We start from the raw sequence: 15,681 nt of genomic DNA, 5'->3' as shown, positions 1-15,681 counted from the left end.
GCCCGATGAAGGAGAGCACTGCAATAGACACAGGAGGGCCCTCCGGGCCTGAAGGAGGGCAGGGGGCACTGCAATGAACACAGAACCTCACTGCAGGTACGTCTGGAAGCCCTCGGCCAGGGACTCTGCGATGCGCTGCCGGAAGGACGCGCTGGACAGCTTTTCCGCGTCGCCCGCGTTCTGCATGTTGCCGCACTCGATGAAGACCTTCGGCACGGTCGACATGTTGAGGCCGCCGAGGTCGTCGCGCCGGTCGATGGCCTTCTTGCCGAGGTAGTTGGAGTACGGGATGCCGGTGCCCTCGTGGTAGGCGTTCCGGAGCGCTTCGCCCAGCTCGGCGGAGGCGGACACCATGTCGGCGTTCCGGCCGATGGACAGCGGCTCGATGATGTGGAAGCCGTGGCCGGACGGGGACGCCCCGTCGGCGTGGATGGACAGCGCGGCGTCGGCCTTGAGCCGGTTGCCGACCGCGGCGCGGTCGGTCACGCAGGGGCCGACGCCCTTGTCGTCCTTGCGGGTCAGCGTGACCTTCGCGCCCCGCGAGCGCAGGAGGTCGGCGAGCCGCTTCGACACGTCCCAGGTGAAGGCATGCTCCGCGTAGCCGGCCTTGGTCTCGGTGCCGGTCGTGTCGCAGGCCTTGCTGCCGTTGCCGATCTTCACCTGCCGGTTGATCGCCGACGGGTTGGCGGCGTTCCCGCCGTTGTGCCCCGGGTCGATGACGATCACCTTGCCGTCCAGCGCCGCCGGGTCCCCCTTGGCGGACGCGGGCGACTCGCCGCCCTTCGACCCGCCCGGGGACGCCGCCCCGGCGGTCGGCGGCCCGGCCGCCTCACCGCCGCCGGACGTCCCGGAGGAACCGTTGCACGCGACTAGCGCGCCCAGGCACAGCGCGATACCGGCGACCGCGGGGCCGCCTCGATTGATCCGCACAGGCCGATTCCTCCGTGATGACTTCGTTACCGACCCTGACAGTCTGCACACCCGCGCAGGTTCGTCAAACGGAGTCGGCGGAATCGGGGGGTTCAGCCGCGCAGCGGGTCCTCCTTGCCCAGCAGGGCCGCGAGGGCGCGCGCCTCGTCCGCGTCCAGGCCGAGGACCACGCGGGGACGGCCCCACGGGTGGTCGATCGAATGGGCGACGTAGCTGGCGACGGACTCCGACACCTGCTCGGCGAGGCCGCGCGCGTGCCGCCACTCCGACCACGCGCGTTCCAATTCGCTCGCCGCGCGCTGCGCGCACGACACCAGTTCCGGATCACGCACGAGCATTACCCCCTGGCTGAACAGACCCTTGACCCGACCGCCGGCGGGCGTTGGCCCGGAGGCCTACCGCTAGACCGCCCGGGACCGCCCGCCGACGGTGAAGTCCCATTAACCACCTGCCCGCGCGCCCCGTCCCGGCGAATGCGACAGCCTTGGCCCGCCCCTTACCCGCCACGCACCGGTTCGAGAAACGATCGACCGTCCCCGTACCCCCGCCATACCGGCCCAGCGCCCTAGCCGCCAACGCCACGCCGCGAAGAACCCCGGCTTCACGCCCCACAGCGCCACGCCCACAGCCCCGCGGCCCAAGAAGAGTGCCCGATTACGTGACCACGATCCTCGCGTCACAGCCACGCCCTCACGAAGCACGCCCTCACGAAGCACGCCCTCACTTCCACGGCGCCACCGCGTTACGGCGCCCAGCGCCAGGACGTGACGTGACGGCCGCCGGCCTCACGGCGGCCGGCGTCGCGGCGCACGGCCGACGGCCTCACATCCCACGGCGTCGCGGGGCGCGGCGGTGCCGCGGTGCGGGGCTGCGAGCACGGCGTCGTGGCGCCGCGGCCGACGGTGTTACGGGGCGCGGTGGTGCCGAGCGCGGCGTCGCGGCCAGGGCATTGCCGGCCAGGGCTGCTCTGTTCTGCGGCGCCGAGGAGCTTGGGAGCGCCTGGCCACGGAGCACGTCCGCGAGCCGGGGGTGTGGGCCACGCGTCGTGTGCCAGGGCGGCGGGGGTGCGGGAGCGAGGGGAGGGCGGGAGAGGTCCTGGGGCGGCGTGGGGGCGGGGTCACGGGATGGGAGCGGGTCCCGTCGTCGAGCGGACCACCAGGTGCGGGACGACCAGCTTCTGGCGCGCGGAGCGGGACGGGTCGCCGATGCGGGCGGTGAGCATCTCGGCGGCCACCCGGCCCATGTCGCGGCGCGGCTGGTCGACGCTGGTCAGCGAGATGTGCCGGATCGCCGCGAGGTGGGTGTTGTCGTACCCGACGATCGACAGGTCCGCGGGGACCCGCATGCCGAGCTCGTCGGCGGCCGACAGCGCCCCGGTCGCGACCAGGTCGTTGGGAGCGAAGATCGCGGTCGGCCGGGCGTCGCGGCGCAGCAGGGAGCCCGCGGCCCGGTAGCCGCCGTCCTCGGTGAAGTCGCCGGCCTCCACGACGATCTCGTCGTCGAGGCCGTGGCGCCGCATCGCCTTCTCGTAGCCTTCGCGGCGGTAGCGGGCGGTCGTGGAGCGCGCCCCCTCGATGTGCGCGATCCGCCGGTGGCCGAGCTGGACGAGGTGGTCGACGGCGAGGCTCGCACCGAGTTCGTCGTCGTCCACCACGATGTCGACGCCGTGGACGTCGCGCTCGCCGACGACCACCACGGGAACGCTGGCGGCGGCCTCCTTGAGCGACTCGGGGACGACGCTGAGCAGGACCAGCCCGTCCACCCGCATCTCCAGGAACGCCTCGACCGCCTCGGCCTCGAACATCGGGTCCCAGCGGCCGCTGCCGACCAGCATCCGCAGCCCCGCGCCGTGCAGGCTCTCCTGGAGGCCGTCGAGGAACTCGGCGAAGAACGGGTTGTGCAGGTCGGCGACGATGGCGCCGATCAGCCGGGTGCGCCCCTCGACCAGGCTGCGCGCCACGGCGTTCGGGCGGTAGCCGAGCTCCCGGGCGGCCTGCAGGACGGCCTGCCTCCGGCGTTCGCTCACGTGCGGTGACCCCCGCATGACCAGCGAGACAAGCGATTTGGACACACCGGCGCGTTCGGCGACATTGCGGATCGTCGGTTTCGGCGCGGGCACCGTCCTGCCCTCGTCGCGCGGTGCGGGAGAGGGCTCGGTGCGCGGGCGTGGCACCGAACCCTTCCCCTGCATGTCGTGCGGGGGGTTTGCTTCATCAGCTGACATGGCACTCCGTCCAGGGGGACCTGCAGGACCTGCCGCGGCGCCGCGCCGGTGGGGGATTCGGCGCGCCGCCCTCCGCTCAGGAGGAGATGCCATGATGCCGCGCCTTCCCCCCATACCGCCGCAACAGTGAGTAACGGGCATCCGACAATGGTGGTTCGGGCCTGTGGTGTTCCGGATCACAGCGGGCCCGGAACGATCATGCCCCCGTTCCCGGGGCCCCGGGACGGGAACGGATGAGGAGACCGCCACCGGCGCACTCGGTGTTGCGCCCTCCGCGCGCCGTGCTCGGATACCCTGCCCAGGTGGGAGATCGTGCGGTGACCGGTGAGAAGGCGCGAGGCCGGCCGAGCGGCGGGCGCGGGCGTCGCCGGCTCAGCGTGGACGAACGGCGGGACGAGCTGATCGAGGCCGCCCTGCAGCTGTTCAGCACGCGCTCGCCCGAGGACGTCTCGATCGACGACGTCGCGGCGAAGGCGGGCGCCTCCCGGGCGCTGGTCTACCACTACTTCGGCGGCAAGAACGAGCTGTACATCGCCGCGCTCGGCAGTGCCGCCAAGCAGCTGTCGGTGCTGCTCGAACCGCCCACCGAGGGCAAGCCGCTCGAACGGCTGCGAATCTCGCTGAAGCGCTACTTCGACTTCGTGGAGAGCCACGCGGCCGGGTACACGGCGCTGCTGCGCGGCGGGCCCGCTGACCGCTCGGGCGAGGCCGGCGAGATCGTCGACGGGATCCGCCGCCTGCTGCTGGACCGGATCCTGCACTCGCTGGACATCGACGTTCCGCCGCCGATCCTGCGCATCACGCTGCGCTGCTGGATGGCGACCGTGGAGACCGCCGGCCTCGACTGGCTGGAGAACGGCGACGTGGCCCGCGCCGACCTGGAGCGGCTGCTGGTCGACCAGCTCGTGGTCATCATGCACGTCTCCGGGCGGCACGACCCGGGCACGGGCGCCCTGTTCGACCGCCTGGCCCAAGAAGAGATGGGCCAGTAGCCGGCCGGCGATGAACCAGTAGCCGTCCGACCTGGGGTTATCGCCCTGACGTGCACGGAGTTTCGGACATCCAACTCGGCCGCGTCCACAACCGGACACAACCCCCAGATAGGTAGCGCGTTATCCGCGCTCCGCAGGCCGGGCGCGCTTGCCCGGGCCGACGCCGCGTCGTCCTCGGGGGCGGGCGCTCGGGGCGCCCGTTCCGAGGACGACGCGGGACTGGCGTCTGGGACGCACGGTTCTCGGATGACCGTCGTCCCGTGTCGGCCAGGAGGCCACCGATCGGGGCCCCGCACGAATCCCGGCGCGAGGTCCGTTCGGGCGCCTCCTGGCCGCCCCCCTCTTGTGCCGTGTGCGTCCGGAGGGCTCCCCAGGAGCCCGGCCGGTCGGAGTCTCTACTCCGAGCGCTGCTGCGGTATTCCCGCGAGCAGTGCCCGCACCTCCGCCTCGCGGTAACGGCGATGCCCGCCGAGCGTGCGGATCGACGTGAGCTTTCCCGCTTTCGCCCAGCGCGTGACGGTCTTGGGGTCGACGCGGAACATCGTCGCCACCTCCGCCGGCGTCAGCAGGGGCTCGGCCTCTGGCGTACGTGCTGACATGTTTGCGGCCTCTCCTCCGTGGACCGATGACAGCGATCCTGCGATTGATCTCGCGTGGTCACTGATGTCCCCTATGGCCCGAAAGAGCCACTATGACATCACAACGTGTAACCTTGCCACCACTCAGCGCAACAAGCAAGTTCCTGGCGGTAGTTGCGTGCAAACATCCCCGCGGGAGCAAGGTGCCGTGCGTCTCCGGTGGCCACTGGGTCACGCTGCGTGATTCTAGCGACACGTATAGTCGTATCGCGCGCAGATTCGGGAAATTTGTTTTAGTTCGCGGCCTCGAGCGCCCGTACAGGGCGCCAGCGGGCGAGGAGACGCTTGTACATCGCGACGGTCAGCTCGACCTCACCGCGCTCCATCCCGGTGAGGGCCACGGCCATCTCCGCGACCGACTCGTCCGTCCGGAGCGTCGTGTCGTCCAGCAGGTGGACGAGCCCGCCGTAGTCGAGCTCCACGAGCGCGCGGGGGTGGAACTCGCCGAGCCAGCGGCCGAGGGTCTCCAGCCGCCCCGCCGACAGGAGGTAGACCTCATCCGTGCCGTCGCCGAGGTTCTCGCGCACCACCGGGAGTGCCGCCGCCACCCGGCGGCGCGCCTCCCCCATCGACGTGACGTAGACGAGGGTCCGCGCAGGCGCGGCCGTCGCCGAACCGTGGACCGCCGCCTCGTCGGCGGTGTCGTCCGCCCGATATCCGGTGCCCGGCGTGCCGAGCATCAGGCACCGCTCACCGCGTGCGAACGGGACGAACCAGTCCAGCGGGACGTGCCAGGTGCTCGTCAGGATGTGCGGGCGCAGGGACCGGCCGCCCTTCTTCCACTGCTCGAAATCGCCCCTCACCCGTTCGGACACGGGCGGCGGGACGAAGGCCGCGGCCACGCCCGCCGCGTGCTCGTCCCTGAAACGCTCGAAGGCCAGCCACGACCGCAGCCGCGTCCCCCAGGGGCACACGTAGATCATGTCCTCCAGGCGGCGCACGTAGGCGTCCCTGCTCTCCCGTTCCGGGACGACCTCGGGCGGCGAGCCCGTCAGCCTGAGCACGGCCTCCCGGTGCTCCACCCCGAGCGCGTGGATCCGCCTGGGACGCCGCCTGGAGTCGGCGTAGACCGTCCACAGGGTCCGCGCGGGCTCCGGGAAGGCGGTCACCGGTTCATAAACCCGTAGGTAGGCCGCGTACGGAAGCACCATCGCATCGTGACATGAGAATCGCATCGTGACATGAGATTCGGTCGGGCGTGGCGCCATCGCGCACCCTAGGCTGATCTTAGAGACAGAGAGGAGGGCACTACCGTGCCTAATGTCTTCGGGGCGCCCCACAAGGGCACCGAACCCCGACACGAGCAGGTCGTCTTCTGCCAGGACGAGGCCAGCGGCCTGCGCGCCATCATCGCCATCTACTCCACCGCGCTCGGCCCGTCCCTGGGAGGAACCCGCTTCTACCCGTACGGCTCCGAGGAAGAGGCCCTCGCGGACGTGCTGAACCTGTCCCGGGGCATGGCGTACAAGAACGCCCTGGCCGGGCTCGACCTCGGCGGCGGCAAGGCCGTCATCATCGGCGACCCCGCCACGGACAAGTCCGAGGCGATGCTGCGGGCCTACGGGCGGTTCGTCCAGTCGCTGAACGGCCGGTACTACACGGCCTGCGACGTGGGCACCTTCAGTGAAGACATGGACATCGTCGCGCGCGAGTCCCGTTTCGTCACCGGACGGACGGTCGCGCACGGCGGCGCGGGCGACTCCTCCATCCTCACGGCGTTCGGCGTGTTCCAGGGCATGCGGGCCGCGGCCGAGACCGTGTGGGGAGCGCCCACGCTGCGCGGCAAGCGGGTCGGCGTGGAGGGCGTCGGGAAAGTCGGCCACCGCCTGGTGGAGCACCTCCGCGAGGACGGCGCGGACGTCGTGATCTGCGATGTGAACGAGGCCGCCGTCGACCGCGTCCGGGCGCTGCACCCCGAGGTGGAGGTCGTCGCCGACGCCGACGCCATGGTCCGTACGGAGCTCGACGTGTACGCGCCGTGCGCACTGGGTGGCTCCCTGAACGACGACACGGTGCCCGTGCTGGCCGCCAGGATCGTCTGCGGCGCCGCGAACAACCAGCTCGCCCACTCGGGCGTGGAGAAGCGCCTCGCCGACCGCGGCATCCTGTACGCGCCCGACTACGTGGTGAACTCCGGTGGCGTGATCCAGGTCGCGGACGAGATCGAGGGCTTCAACTTCGACCGCGCCAAGGCGCGCGCGGCCGGAATCTTCGACACCACCCGGAAGATCTTCGCGCTGGCCTCCGACGAGGGCGTCCCGCCGGCGGTGGCCGCCGACCGTCTCGCGGAGCGCCGGATGTCCGAGGTCGGCCGGCTCCGGAGCATCCTCCTCTGAAATCCAGGGCGGGCCTGGTGAGTTCCAGGAGGGCGCGGTCTGGAGGGTGGACTTCCTAGACCTGTTTAGACCGTTGCAAAACCGTTGCGAGGGCCGCTGTGGGGCGGCGTACGACCGTCCCACGGTGGCCTTCGCACGTTGACGTGACCACCGGATACACTGTTGTTATCAGCAACCGGAGCGCCGCCACGTACCGTCGATGTACCGAGCCAGGCGCAAAACGGGTACGGTTGTACCCGTGACTGACGCATGGCTCATCAGGCACCGGTTCGTGTGGTACACGCGCGCGTTGATGGGCCCACGAAAGCCCTGACCATCGAGGGGGTCGAGCCAATGGGTCGCGGCCGAGCCAAGGCCAAGCAGGTGAAGGTTGCCCGGCAGCTCAAGTACAGCACCGGCAACACGGACCTCGACCGCCTTAAGGATGAACTAGGAGTCAGCGACTCCGGCGAAGACTCCTATGACGAGCTCGCCGAGAAGTACGCCGACTACGCCGACGACTACGGCACGGAGCCCCGCAAGGACGGCACCTCCGGTTGACCGGCAGACAGCACGCCACCGCCCGCACCGCCGGGCGGTGGCGTTTTGTCATGGCCTCGGAGCGCCCGGGGCTCCTGATCTCGCCGGTCGGTGATCGCGCCGATCGGCGATCTCGCTGAGTCGTCCATGGGCTCCCCAGGACCGCCGCACCACCCCCGAGTGGCCGGGCAGGTCCTGGAGGCGCTCAGCGTTCCGCTCAGGGCCGTCCACGTACCCCGGAGCCCGCCGGGCGACGGCAGGCCCCGAGGTCAGCGCAGGGTCGCGTTGCCGGTGCCTTCGGTGATCTCGCCGAGCGTCCAGGACGGCACTCCGCGGGACGCCAGCAGCCGGAGCGCCTCGTCGGCGCGGTCAGGCGCGACGATCGCGGCCATGCCGACGCCGAGGTTGAACGTCTTGTCCATCTCGGCCTGCGGCACCTCGCCGTGCGCCTGGAGGAGGCGGAACACCGCCGGGACCTCCCAGGAAGAGCGGCTCAGCAAGGCGTCCACCCCCGGTGGGAGCGACCGGGCCAGGTTCGCCGCCAGCCCGCCGCCGGTGATGTGCGCGAACGCCCGCACTCCGCCGGCCTCGGCCAGGGCCAGGCAGTCCTTGGCGTAGATGCGCGTCGGGGTGAGGAGCTCCTCCCCCAGCGGACGGTCGAGTTCCGCCGACCGGGTCTCCAGCGTCAGGTCGGTCGTCGCCAGGATGTGCCGGACGAGGGAGTACCCGTTCGAGTGGATACCGGACGACGCCATGGCGAGCACGACGTCGCCCGCCTTCACGCGGTCCGGCCCCAGGATCCGGTCGGCCTCCACGACGCCCGTCCCGGCGCCCGCCACGTCGAACTCGTCCGCCTCCAGCAGCCCGGGGTGCTCGGCGGTCTCGCCGCCGACGAGGGCGCACCCGGCCAGGGCGCACGCGTCCGCGATCCCGCCGACGATGTCGGCGACGCGTTCCGGCACGACCTTGCCGCAGGCGATGTAGTCGGTCATGAACAGCGGTTCGGCGCCGCACACGGCGAGGTCGTCGATGACCATGCCGACCAGGTCGTGCCCGATCGTGTCGTAGACGCCGAGGCGCCGTGCCAGGTCGACCTTGGTGCCGACGCCGTCCGTGGACGTCGCGAGCAGGGGCCGCTTGTAGCGCAGCAGCGCCGAGGCGTCGAAGAGCCCGGCGAACCCGCTGACGTCGTCGACGACCTCGGGGCGCCGCGACCGGGCCACCCGGGACTTCATCAGCTCGACGGCGCGCTCGCCCGCCGCGATGTCGACGCCTGCGGCCTCGTAGGAGGTCGTCGGGCGGTCCGTCATCGAGTGGCCTCCAGCAGGTGCTTGCCGCGGGCGTCCTGCTCCACCGGGATGGGGTACTGGCCGTCGAAGCACGCCCGGCACAGGTTGTCCTTGGCGATGTGCGAGGCGGAGATGAGCTCGTCCAGGGAGATGTAGCCGAGCGAGTCGGCGCCGATGGAGTCGCGGATCTCCTCCACCGACAGGTTCCCCGCGATCAGCTCGGCGCGGGTGGCGAAGTCGATGCCGTAGAAGCACGGCCAGGCGACGGGCGGGCTGGAGATCCGCACGTGGACCTCGGCGGCGCCCGCGTCCCGCAGCATCCCCACGATGGCGCGCTGGGTGTTGCCGCGCACGATCGAGTCGTCCACCACGACCAGCCGCTTGCCCTCGATCGCCTCGCGCAGCGGGTTCAGCTTCAGCCGGATGCCGAGCTGGCGGATCGTCTGGGACGGCTGGATGAACGTCCGGCCGACGTAGGAGTTCTTCACCAGGCCCTGGCCGTAGGGGATGCCGGACGCCTCGGCGTAGCCGATCGCGGCCGGGGTGCCCGACTCCGGCGTCGGGATGACCATGTCGGCCTCGACGGGGTGCTCGCGGGCCAGCCGGCGCCCGACCTCGACGCGGGTGGCCTGCACGCTGCGCCCGGCGATCGTCGTGTCGGGCCGCGCCAGGTACACGTACTCGAACAGGCAGCCCTTCGGGCGCGGCTCGGCGAACCGCTCGGACCGCACGCCGTCACCGTCGATCGCGACCATCTCGCCGGGCTCGATCTCCCGGACGAACCGGGCGCCGACGATGTCGAGCGCGGCCGTCTCGGACGCGACCACCCAGCCGCGGTCCTCCAGGGCGCCGAGCACGAGCGGCCGGATGCCCTCGGGGTCGCGCGCCGCGTACAGCGTCCCCTCGTCCATGAAGACCAGGGAGAACGCGCCGCGCGCCGCCGGGAGGATCTCCCGCGCCGCCTCCAGCGCACCGCCCGTGTCACCCGTGGGAGGACCACCCCCCGAAGGGCCGGTCAGGCCGTGCGTGGCCAGCAGCGCCGTCAGGACCTCGGTGTCGGTCGTGGCGGTCAGCACGCCGGGCGCCAGCCGCGCGGCCAGCTCCGGCGTGTTGATCAGGTTGCCGTTGTGGACGAGCGCCAGCCCGCCCTCGTCGGTGGACCGGAACGTGGGCTGCGCGTTCTCCCACGTGGGCGAGCCGGTCGTGGAGTAGCGGCAGTGGCCGACGGCTATGTGTCCGCGCAGAGTGTTCAGCACCGACTCGTCGAAGACCTGGGCGACGAGGCCCATGTCCTTGAACACGACGATGCGGGAGCCGTCGCTGACAGCGATGCCCGCCGACTCCTGCCCACGGTGCTGGAGCGCGTACAGGCCGTAGTACGTGAGCTTGCTCACTTCGGCTCTGGCCGCCTGTTCGGCGGGGACCCAGACGCCGAAGACCCCGCAGGCGTCCTGCGGAGCGCGGTCGGAGGGATCGAGGTCGTGGCTCAAACGTCCGTCACGGAGAGGCACGTTCGCCAGTCTAGATGCCCGGTTCACCTGCTCCGATCGGTGGCATCTCCTTAACGGACCTTTACTCCCCGGAACCACGGGCCCCACGCGGTTCCGGGAATCTGGGGACGACACGTGGAGGAACGCAATGACGCTGCCCGGGTACCGGACCTACTCGCCCCCTGCCCCGCCTGTGCGGAGCACTCTGGCCCGGACCTCCCAGGTGCTCGGAATCGTCGGTCTGGTCGGGCTCGCCGCGTGCTTCGCGGGCATGGTCCCGGCGCTCGCGGGGCTCGTCCTGGGGACGATGTCCCTCGTCCGGCGCGACCCGGACCGGCGTCCCGCCCTCGTGGGGGTGGTCTGCTCCGCGGTCGCCCTCATCCTCGGCGCCGGGACGCTCGTCTGGCTGCTCGCCAAGGCGGCCCAGTGCGGGGACCAGGCGCGGTACCCGGACGACCTGGCACGGCGCGGCTGCGTCGAACGCGAGTTCCCGTTCGCCCGGGCCACCCCTTAGCCGCCGGGTTGGTCTGCCAGGGCGCGGACGGCCTCCTGGCCGAGCGGGGAGGCGTACAAGCGGAGGTCGTCGAGGAGGCCGCCGAAGCCGGGCTTGGTGGGCTCCCTGCCCAGGTAGACGGGCCCGGCCGGGGTGACGACGGGGTGTTCCAACGCGACGGCCGCGTCCTGCGCGCCGTCGACGTAGAGGGTCATGCCCCGGGTGTCCACGACGAAGGCGATGTGCGCCCATTGCCCCACGGTCAGCCTGGCCGTGCTGTCGACGTAGTCCGGGCCCTTGACGGTGAACAACTGGACGCGCAGCCTCATCGCGTCCGGGTACAGCCAGAGCCCGAGCCCCCGCGCGTCGTTCTCGGCCACGGGCTTGTAGAAGAGGCTGCGCCATTCACCGGTCGGCCCCTCGTCGACCCGGACGAAGAAAGCCAGGCTGAACCCGAAGATCTGGCTGAGGACGAGCTGCGGCGCCGCGGGGATCACCGCCCGGTCGTGCCCGCGGAGGGCCAGCGCCTCCCCGTCCCGTCCGGGGACGATCTCGGCGGTCTCCGCCAGCTCGGCCGCGGGTGCGGCGCCGGCGGTGTCGGCGGCCCGGCGCCCGTCCACGGTGCCGGCGTCGAACGTCCAGTGCGCGATCAACACGGGATCACCTCCGGTAAGGCGCGCGTTACCCGCGCACGCTATGCGCGCGCTCACCGTCCAGTCGAGAGGCGACGTCCGGTCAAGGAGAACCCGCCGGGCGGGGCGGACCGTCAGTCGAGCGGCAGGGGGAGGTAGGCCGTCAGGTCCGCGCGCGCGCCGCTCGCCCGTACCCGTCCGTTCGCCGCCGCGTCTTCCCAGGTGGAGCGGCCGGTGGCCAGCGCGATCCACGTGGCGGCGTCCATCTCCACCACATTCGGCGGCGTACCACGGGTATGGTGCGGGCCGTCGATGCACTGAACGGCGGCGTGCGGGGGGACCCGGACCTCCACCGAACGGCCGGGCGCCAGCTCGGCGAGCCGATCGAGCAGGTACCGTACCGCTCCCCTGACCACCGGTCGGCTCGGCTCGGCGCCCCCCGCCTCGATGCCGGCGAGGACCGTGTCCAGAGCCGCGCGGCGCAGCTCGGCGGGCTCGTCCGCGCCGGTGTAGGGCGCCAGGCCGAGCGCGGCGCGCTCCTCGTTGAGGACGGCGGGGGAAAGCGGTGTTCGGCGCATCGCGCACGACGCTACCGGGTCCGCCGGGGTATCGCGCAGACGGTAGAAAGGACCCGGTGCCAGGCATGGGGGCGCAGAGGACGGGGAGGCCGGGGACGCCGTCCCCGGATGAGACGGAGGTTCGTCAGATGCCCGAGGCGCTGCCCCTGCAGCCGGGTGACCCGGGAAGGCTCGGCTCGTTCGAGATCACGGGACGGCTCGGCGTGGGCGAGCAGGGTGCGGTCTTCCTCGGCAGGGACCCGGCCGGCCGGCCCGTCGCCGTGAAGGTCCTGCACGTGCGGCTGAGCGGCGAGCCCGTCGCGCGGTCGCGGTTCGCCGACGCGTTCTCCGCGGCCCGGAAGGTGACCGGCTTCTGCACGGCGGCGATCCTGCACGCCGACGTGGAGGGCGACCGTCCCTACGTGGTGAGCGAGTGGGTGGACGGACCGTCCCTCCAGCAGCTCGTGGACGAGGAGGGCGTGCGCGGCCCCGTCGTCGTCGAACGCGTGGCCGTCGGCATGGCGGTCGCTCTGGCCGCCGTCCACCGCGCGGGCGCCGTCCACCACGACCTGAAGCCCGGGAACGTGCTCCTCGGCCGGGACGGTCCCCGGATGAGCGATGTCGGCATCGCCCACGCCATGGAGGCCGTGAACGTGGCCTTCCGCGGGAGCATGACCGAGGACCCCGCCTACAAGTCCCCCGAGCAGTTGAGCGGCATGGGCATCGGCCCTGCCGCGGACGTGTTCGCGTGGGCGTCGACCGTTCTGTTCGCCGCCACGGGCAAGCCGCCGTTCGGCGAGGGGTCGCCGTCCGAGGTGATGCAGCGGATCGTCTACGACGAGGCCGACGTGTCGGGCGTGCCCGACTCCCTGCGCGAGACGGTCGCGGCCGCTCTGGCCAAGGACCCGGCCGAGCGTCCGATGGCCAAGACGATCCTCGAACGGCTGCTGGACCAGGGCAGCGCGCTTGCGGGGCGCCTGCCGGCCTCGATGGTGGAGGAGGGGCGCGCCCTTGCGACGGGCGTGATGATCCACCACGACGTGCCACCGGTCGTACCGCCGCCGCGTCCTCCCATGGCAGCTCCCGGTGGGCCTATGGGAGCCGCTGCTCCCCCGCCCGGGCCTGCCGCTCCTCCAGGACCGCCTCCAGGACCGCTTTCGGGACCGCCACCGGGCCCCCCTGCCGGTGCGCCTTCGGGGCCGTTCCCAGGAGCGCCTGCAGGGCCGTTCTCCGGAGCGCCGTCCGGTGCGCCTTCGGGGCCTCCGCCGGAATCTGCGTCGCCATCGCTGCCGCTGCTGGGGAAGCTCGCGCGCTCGCGCCGCTCACGCCCGGAGCCCGTGCGGGAGCCCGAGCCGCCCGCGGCCGAACTGGATCCTGCCGCGTTCGAGGCGACGACGGCCTTCAACGCGATCGGCCTGGACCGGCCCGAGCGGCAGTCCCAGGCGGGCGGGCGCGACCACGCGGAGCAGACCACGAGGTTCGACGCTCTGCGTCCCGACCCGACTGCGACGTTCGACGCCGTCGGTCCCGATCCGACGGCCACTTTCGACGCCGTCGACCTGCCCGCCCATCCGAACCCCACAGAGCCGAACCCCCTCATTCCGGGGCTGGGGCAAGGGCGCGAGAGCCACGGGCACCGCTCCCCGGCGAACCGGTCGCCCCTGTCGCTCATCGCGAAGATGCGGCGCCCCGGCAACCACGTCCTCGGCCTGGCACTGTCGCTGGCCATAGGCGTCGGCGTCGGCATCGCCATCATCGTCCTGGTGCTCTGGCCCCAGTTGAAGTCCGACGACGACTCGCCGTCCGACAGCACCAACTCGTCCGCCAACCGCCCCGTGACCACGATTCCGCAATCGTTCGCGGGGACCTGGACGGGGACGGTGGTCAACACCAACCGGAACGCCTCCTTCCCCGTGCAGATCACCTTCGAGGCCGGCGGGACGACCGGGCGGGCCCTGTACCCGCGGGAGAACTGCGTCGGCACCCTGCGGCTCACCAGGGGGACGGAGAGCGCCCTGAGGATGAACCTGGACATCGGCAAGCCGTGCACGTCCGGGATCGTCCAGGTGACCCGTCAGCCTGACGGGACGCTCCAGTACACGTGGACGCGGCCCGGGACGAACCTCGGCTACGGCGGGCGGCTCACCAAGGCCTGATCCGGCCGTGCCGCCTCGGGCAATACGCCCAATTTGTCGTCTCATATCAGGACAGTTCCGCTAGGGTTTCCCCTCGATCGAGACCATCGATCATGGGCGGGACGCCTCGCGCGCTCCCCGGCATAAGGAGGAGCCTTGCGGGCTGTCCACCGAAGGCTGCTGCTCGTCGGCACGGTCGCGGCGTGCCTCGGCGGCGCCGCGGCGTTCCCGGTTCTCGCCGACGACTCCGCGTCCCTGGTGAAGGTGACCGCGGCGGAAGGCACCCCGGTGCCCGGCAGGTACATCGTCACGCTGAAGGCCGGAGCGTCCACCGACACGGCCGCCAAGAGCGTCAAGGCCGCGGGCGTCCAGCGCTTCGACGGCGTCCTGAACGCCTTCGCCGCGCGGCTGAACGGCGACCAGCTCAACAAGCTGCGCCGCGACCACCGCGTCGCCGCCATCGAGCAGGACCAGGTCGTCAAGGCCAGCACCACCCAGCGCGCACCGCTGCCCTGGGGGCTCGACCGCATCGACCAGCGGTCGGCGAAGCTGTCCAAGACCTACACCTACAAGTCGTCCGGCAAGGGCGTGAACGCCTACATCATCGACACCGGCCTGGACGTCGGGCACAAGGAGTTCGGCGGCCGCGCCTCGATCGCGTGGGCGGCGCCCTTCAACGGCGACGGACGCGACTGCAACGGCCACGGCACCCACGTCGCGGGCATCATCGGCTCCAAGACCTACGGCGCCGCCAAGTCGGTCAAGCTGCGAGCGCTGCGCGTCCTCGACTGCAACGGCGAGGGCTCGATGTCGGACGTCGTCGCCGCCGTCAACTGGCTGCGCACCCACGCCGCCAAGCCGGCCGTGGCGAACATGTCGCTCGGCGGCCCCAAGTCCTCGGCGCTCAACACCGCCGTGATGAACCTGTCCAAGTCGGGGGTGTTCACCTCCGTCGCCGCCGGCAACGAGAACGCCGACGCGTGCAACACCTCGCCGGCCGGTGCGGGCTGGGTCATGGCGGTCGGCGCCACCACCAAGTACGACAACCGCGCCTCGTTCTCCAACTGGGGCAAGTGCGTCGACATCAACGCCCCGGGCTACGGCATCTACTCCACCTGGCCGGGCGGGGGCCACAAGGCGCTCAGCGGAACGTCCATGGCCGCCCCCTACGTCAGCGGCGTCGCCGCCCTGTACCTCTCCACGCACCCCAAGGCCACCTTCCCGACGGTGCAGAAGGTGCTGAACGACAACTCCACCCACACCCTCAAGAACCTGCGCTCGCAGCCCAACCGGCTCCTCTGGAAGGGCAAGCTGTGAGTCCCGTCACGTAGGATTGCCCGGCTCCCCAGCAAGGGGGCCGGGCATCTCGCGCCTTCGCCCCGTCCCACTGTTCGCAGGGGTTTACTCTTGGCGAGGCACACGGCTCTTTAACGTCCATTGACCTTC

Annotated in this window: 15 protein-coding genes; 6 read left to right on the top strand and 9 right to left on the bottom strand. The window is 71.6% G+C overall.

Translation table 11 applies throughout. The features are described from left to right. Nucleotides 1-87: 87 nt before the first annotated feature. The 3 genes from AB0C21_RS02935 to AB0C21_RS02925 all read right to left on the bottom strand — a co-directional run bounded on the left by AB0C21_RS02935 (nucleotide 88) and on the right by AB0C21_RS02925 (nucleotide 3,121). Nucleotides 88-930, bottom strand: a complete 843-nt coding sequence (locus AB0C21_RS02935; protein ID WP_500202368.1) for an N-acetylmuramoyl-L-alanine amidase — start codon at nucleotides 928-930, stop codon at nucleotides 88-90. Between the two features lie 92 nt (nucleotides 931-1,022). Further along, nucleotides 1,023-1,268, bottom strand: a complete 246-nt coding sequence (locus tag AB0C21_RS02930) for a hypothetical protein (RefSeq protein ID WP_235036917.1) — start codon at nucleotides 1,266-1,268, stop codon at nucleotides 1,023-1,025. Nucleotides 1,269-2,047: 779 nt separating this feature from the next. Further along, entirely contained in the window at nucleotides 2,048-3,121 is a 1,074-nt protein-coding gene (locus tag AB0C21_RS02925) for a LacI family DNA-binding transcriptional regulator (RefSeq protein ID WP_500202857.1), read from the bottom strand. 335 nt (nucleotides 3,122-3,456) lie between these two features. On the opposite strand from AB0C21_RS02925, the gene AB0C21_RS02920 reads away from it, so the two are divergent. Continuing rightward, on the top strand, nucleotides 3,457-4,146 hold the full coding sequence (locus AB0C21_RS02920; RefSeq protein ID WP_500202367.1) for a TetR/AcrR family transcriptional regulator: 690 nt from the start codon (nucleotides 3,457-3,459) through the stop codon (nucleotides 4,144-4,146). Between the two features lie 395 nt (nucleotides 4,147-4,541). Here the strand turns inward: AB0C21_RS02920 and bldC are convergent, their stop codons facing one another. Then, entirely contained in the window at nucleotides 4,542-4,745 is a 204-nt protein-coding gene (gene bldC, locus AB0C21_RS02915; protein ID WP_012850682.1) for a developmental transcriptional regulator BldC, read from the bottom strand. A gap of 272 nt (nucleotides 4,746-5,017) precedes the next feature. Beyond that, a complete protein-coding gene (locus AB0C21_RS02910; protein ID WP_500202366.1) occupies nucleotides 5,018-5,935 on the bottom strand; it encodes a DUF8083 family protein in 918 nt (305 codons plus the stop codon). A gap of 102 nt (nucleotides 5,936-6,037) precedes the next feature. On the opposite strand from AB0C21_RS02910, the gene AB0C21_RS02905 reads away from it, so the two are divergent. Next, nucleotides 6,038-7,120 (top strand): Leu/Phe/Val dehydrogenase, encoded by a 1,083-nt coding sequence (locus tag AB0C21_RS02905; protein WP_500202365.1) that lies wholly within the window; start codon nucleotides 6,038-6,040, stop codon nucleotides 7,118-7,120. Between the two features lie 333 nt (nucleotides 7,121-7,453). After that, nucleotides 7,454-7,660, top strand: a complete 207-nt coding sequence (locus AB0C21_RS02900) for a DUF3073 domain-containing protein (protein WP_149260363.1) — start codon at nucleotides 7,454-7,456, stop codon at nucleotides 7,658-7,660. Between the two features lie 248 nt (nucleotides 7,661-7,908). Here AB0C21_RS02900 and purM read toward each other — a convergent pair whose 3' ends face one another. Together purM and purF are read right to left on the bottom strand one after the other, a co-directional pair. Continuing rightward, the gene (gene purM, locus AB0C21_RS02895) at nucleotides 7,909-8,949 is read right to left on the bottom strand and encodes a phosphoribosylformylglycinamidine cyclo-ligase (protein WP_500202364.1); all 1,041 of its coding nucleotides are present in this window, start codon (nucleotides 8,947-8,949) and stop codon (nucleotides 7,909-7,911) included. After that, nucleotides 8,946-10,439 carry an amidophosphoribosyltransferase gene (gene purF / locus AB0C21_RS02890; protein ID WP_500202363.1) on the bottom strand — a complete coding sequence of 498 codons (1,494 nt, stop codon included), beginning with the start codon at nucleotides 10,437-10,439 and terminating at the stop codon, nucleotides 8,946-8,948. The genes purM and purF overlap by 4 nt, the downstream gene beginning before the upstream one ends. Nucleotides 10,440-10,566: 127 nt before the next feature. On the opposite strand from purF, the gene AB0C21_RS02885 reads away from it, so the two are divergent. Next, nucleotides 10,567-10,932, top strand: coding sequence for a hypothetical protein (locus AB0C21_RS02885; protein ID WP_500202362.1), 366 nt, complete (start codon nucleotides 10,567-10,569; stop codon nucleotides 10,930-10,932). Here the strand turns inward: AB0C21_RS02885 and AB0C21_RS02880 are convergent. Together AB0C21_RS02880 and AB0C21_RS02875 are read right to left on the bottom strand one after the other, a co-directional pair. Next, the gene (locus AB0C21_RS02880; protein ID WP_500202361.1) at nucleotides 10,929-11,567 is read right to left on the bottom strand and encodes a LamG domain-containing protein; all 639 of its coding nucleotides are present in this window, start codon (nucleotides 11,565-11,567) and stop codon (nucleotides 10,929-10,931) included. The two genes, AB0C21_RS02885 and AB0C21_RS02880, sit on opposite strands and share 4 nt — an antisense overlap. Nucleotides 11,568-11,677: 110 nt before the next feature. Continuing rightward, nucleotides 11,678-12,121 (bottom strand): sterol carrier family protein, encoded by a 444-nt coding sequence (locus AB0C21_RS02875; protein WP_500202360.1) that lies wholly within the window; start codon nucleotides 12,119-12,121, stop codon nucleotides 11,678-11,680. 128 nt (nucleotides 12,122-12,249) lie between these two features. On the opposite strand from AB0C21_RS02875, the gene AB0C21_RS02870 reads away from it, so the two are divergent. After that, nucleotides 12,250-14,256: a serine/threonine protein kinase gene (locus AB0C21_RS02870; protein ID WP_500202359.1), complete on the top strand. Its 2,007-nt coding sequence runs from the start codon at nucleotides 12,250-12,252 to the stop codon at nucleotides 14,254-14,256. 135 nt (nucleotides 14,257-14,391) lie between these two features. Next, the gene (locus AB0C21_RS02865; protein ID WP_149260370.1) at nucleotides 14,392-15,552 is read left to right on the top strand and encodes a S8 family peptidase; all 1,161 of its coding nucleotides are present in this window, start codon (nucleotides 14,392-14,394) and stop codon (nucleotides 15,550-15,552) included. Nucleotides 15,553-15,681 lie beyond the last annotated feature (129 nt).

Origin of the sequence: Spirillospora sp. NPDC049024, from assembly GCF_040649235.1 — a bacterium.
In the GTDB taxonomy this organism is placed as follows: domain Bacteria; phylum Actinomycetota; class Actinomycetes; order Streptosporangiales; family Streptosporangiaceae; genus Spirillospora.
The sequence above is the reverse complement of the archived record's forward strand: the minus strand, read 5'-3'. Positions and strand labels throughout refer to the sequence as shown.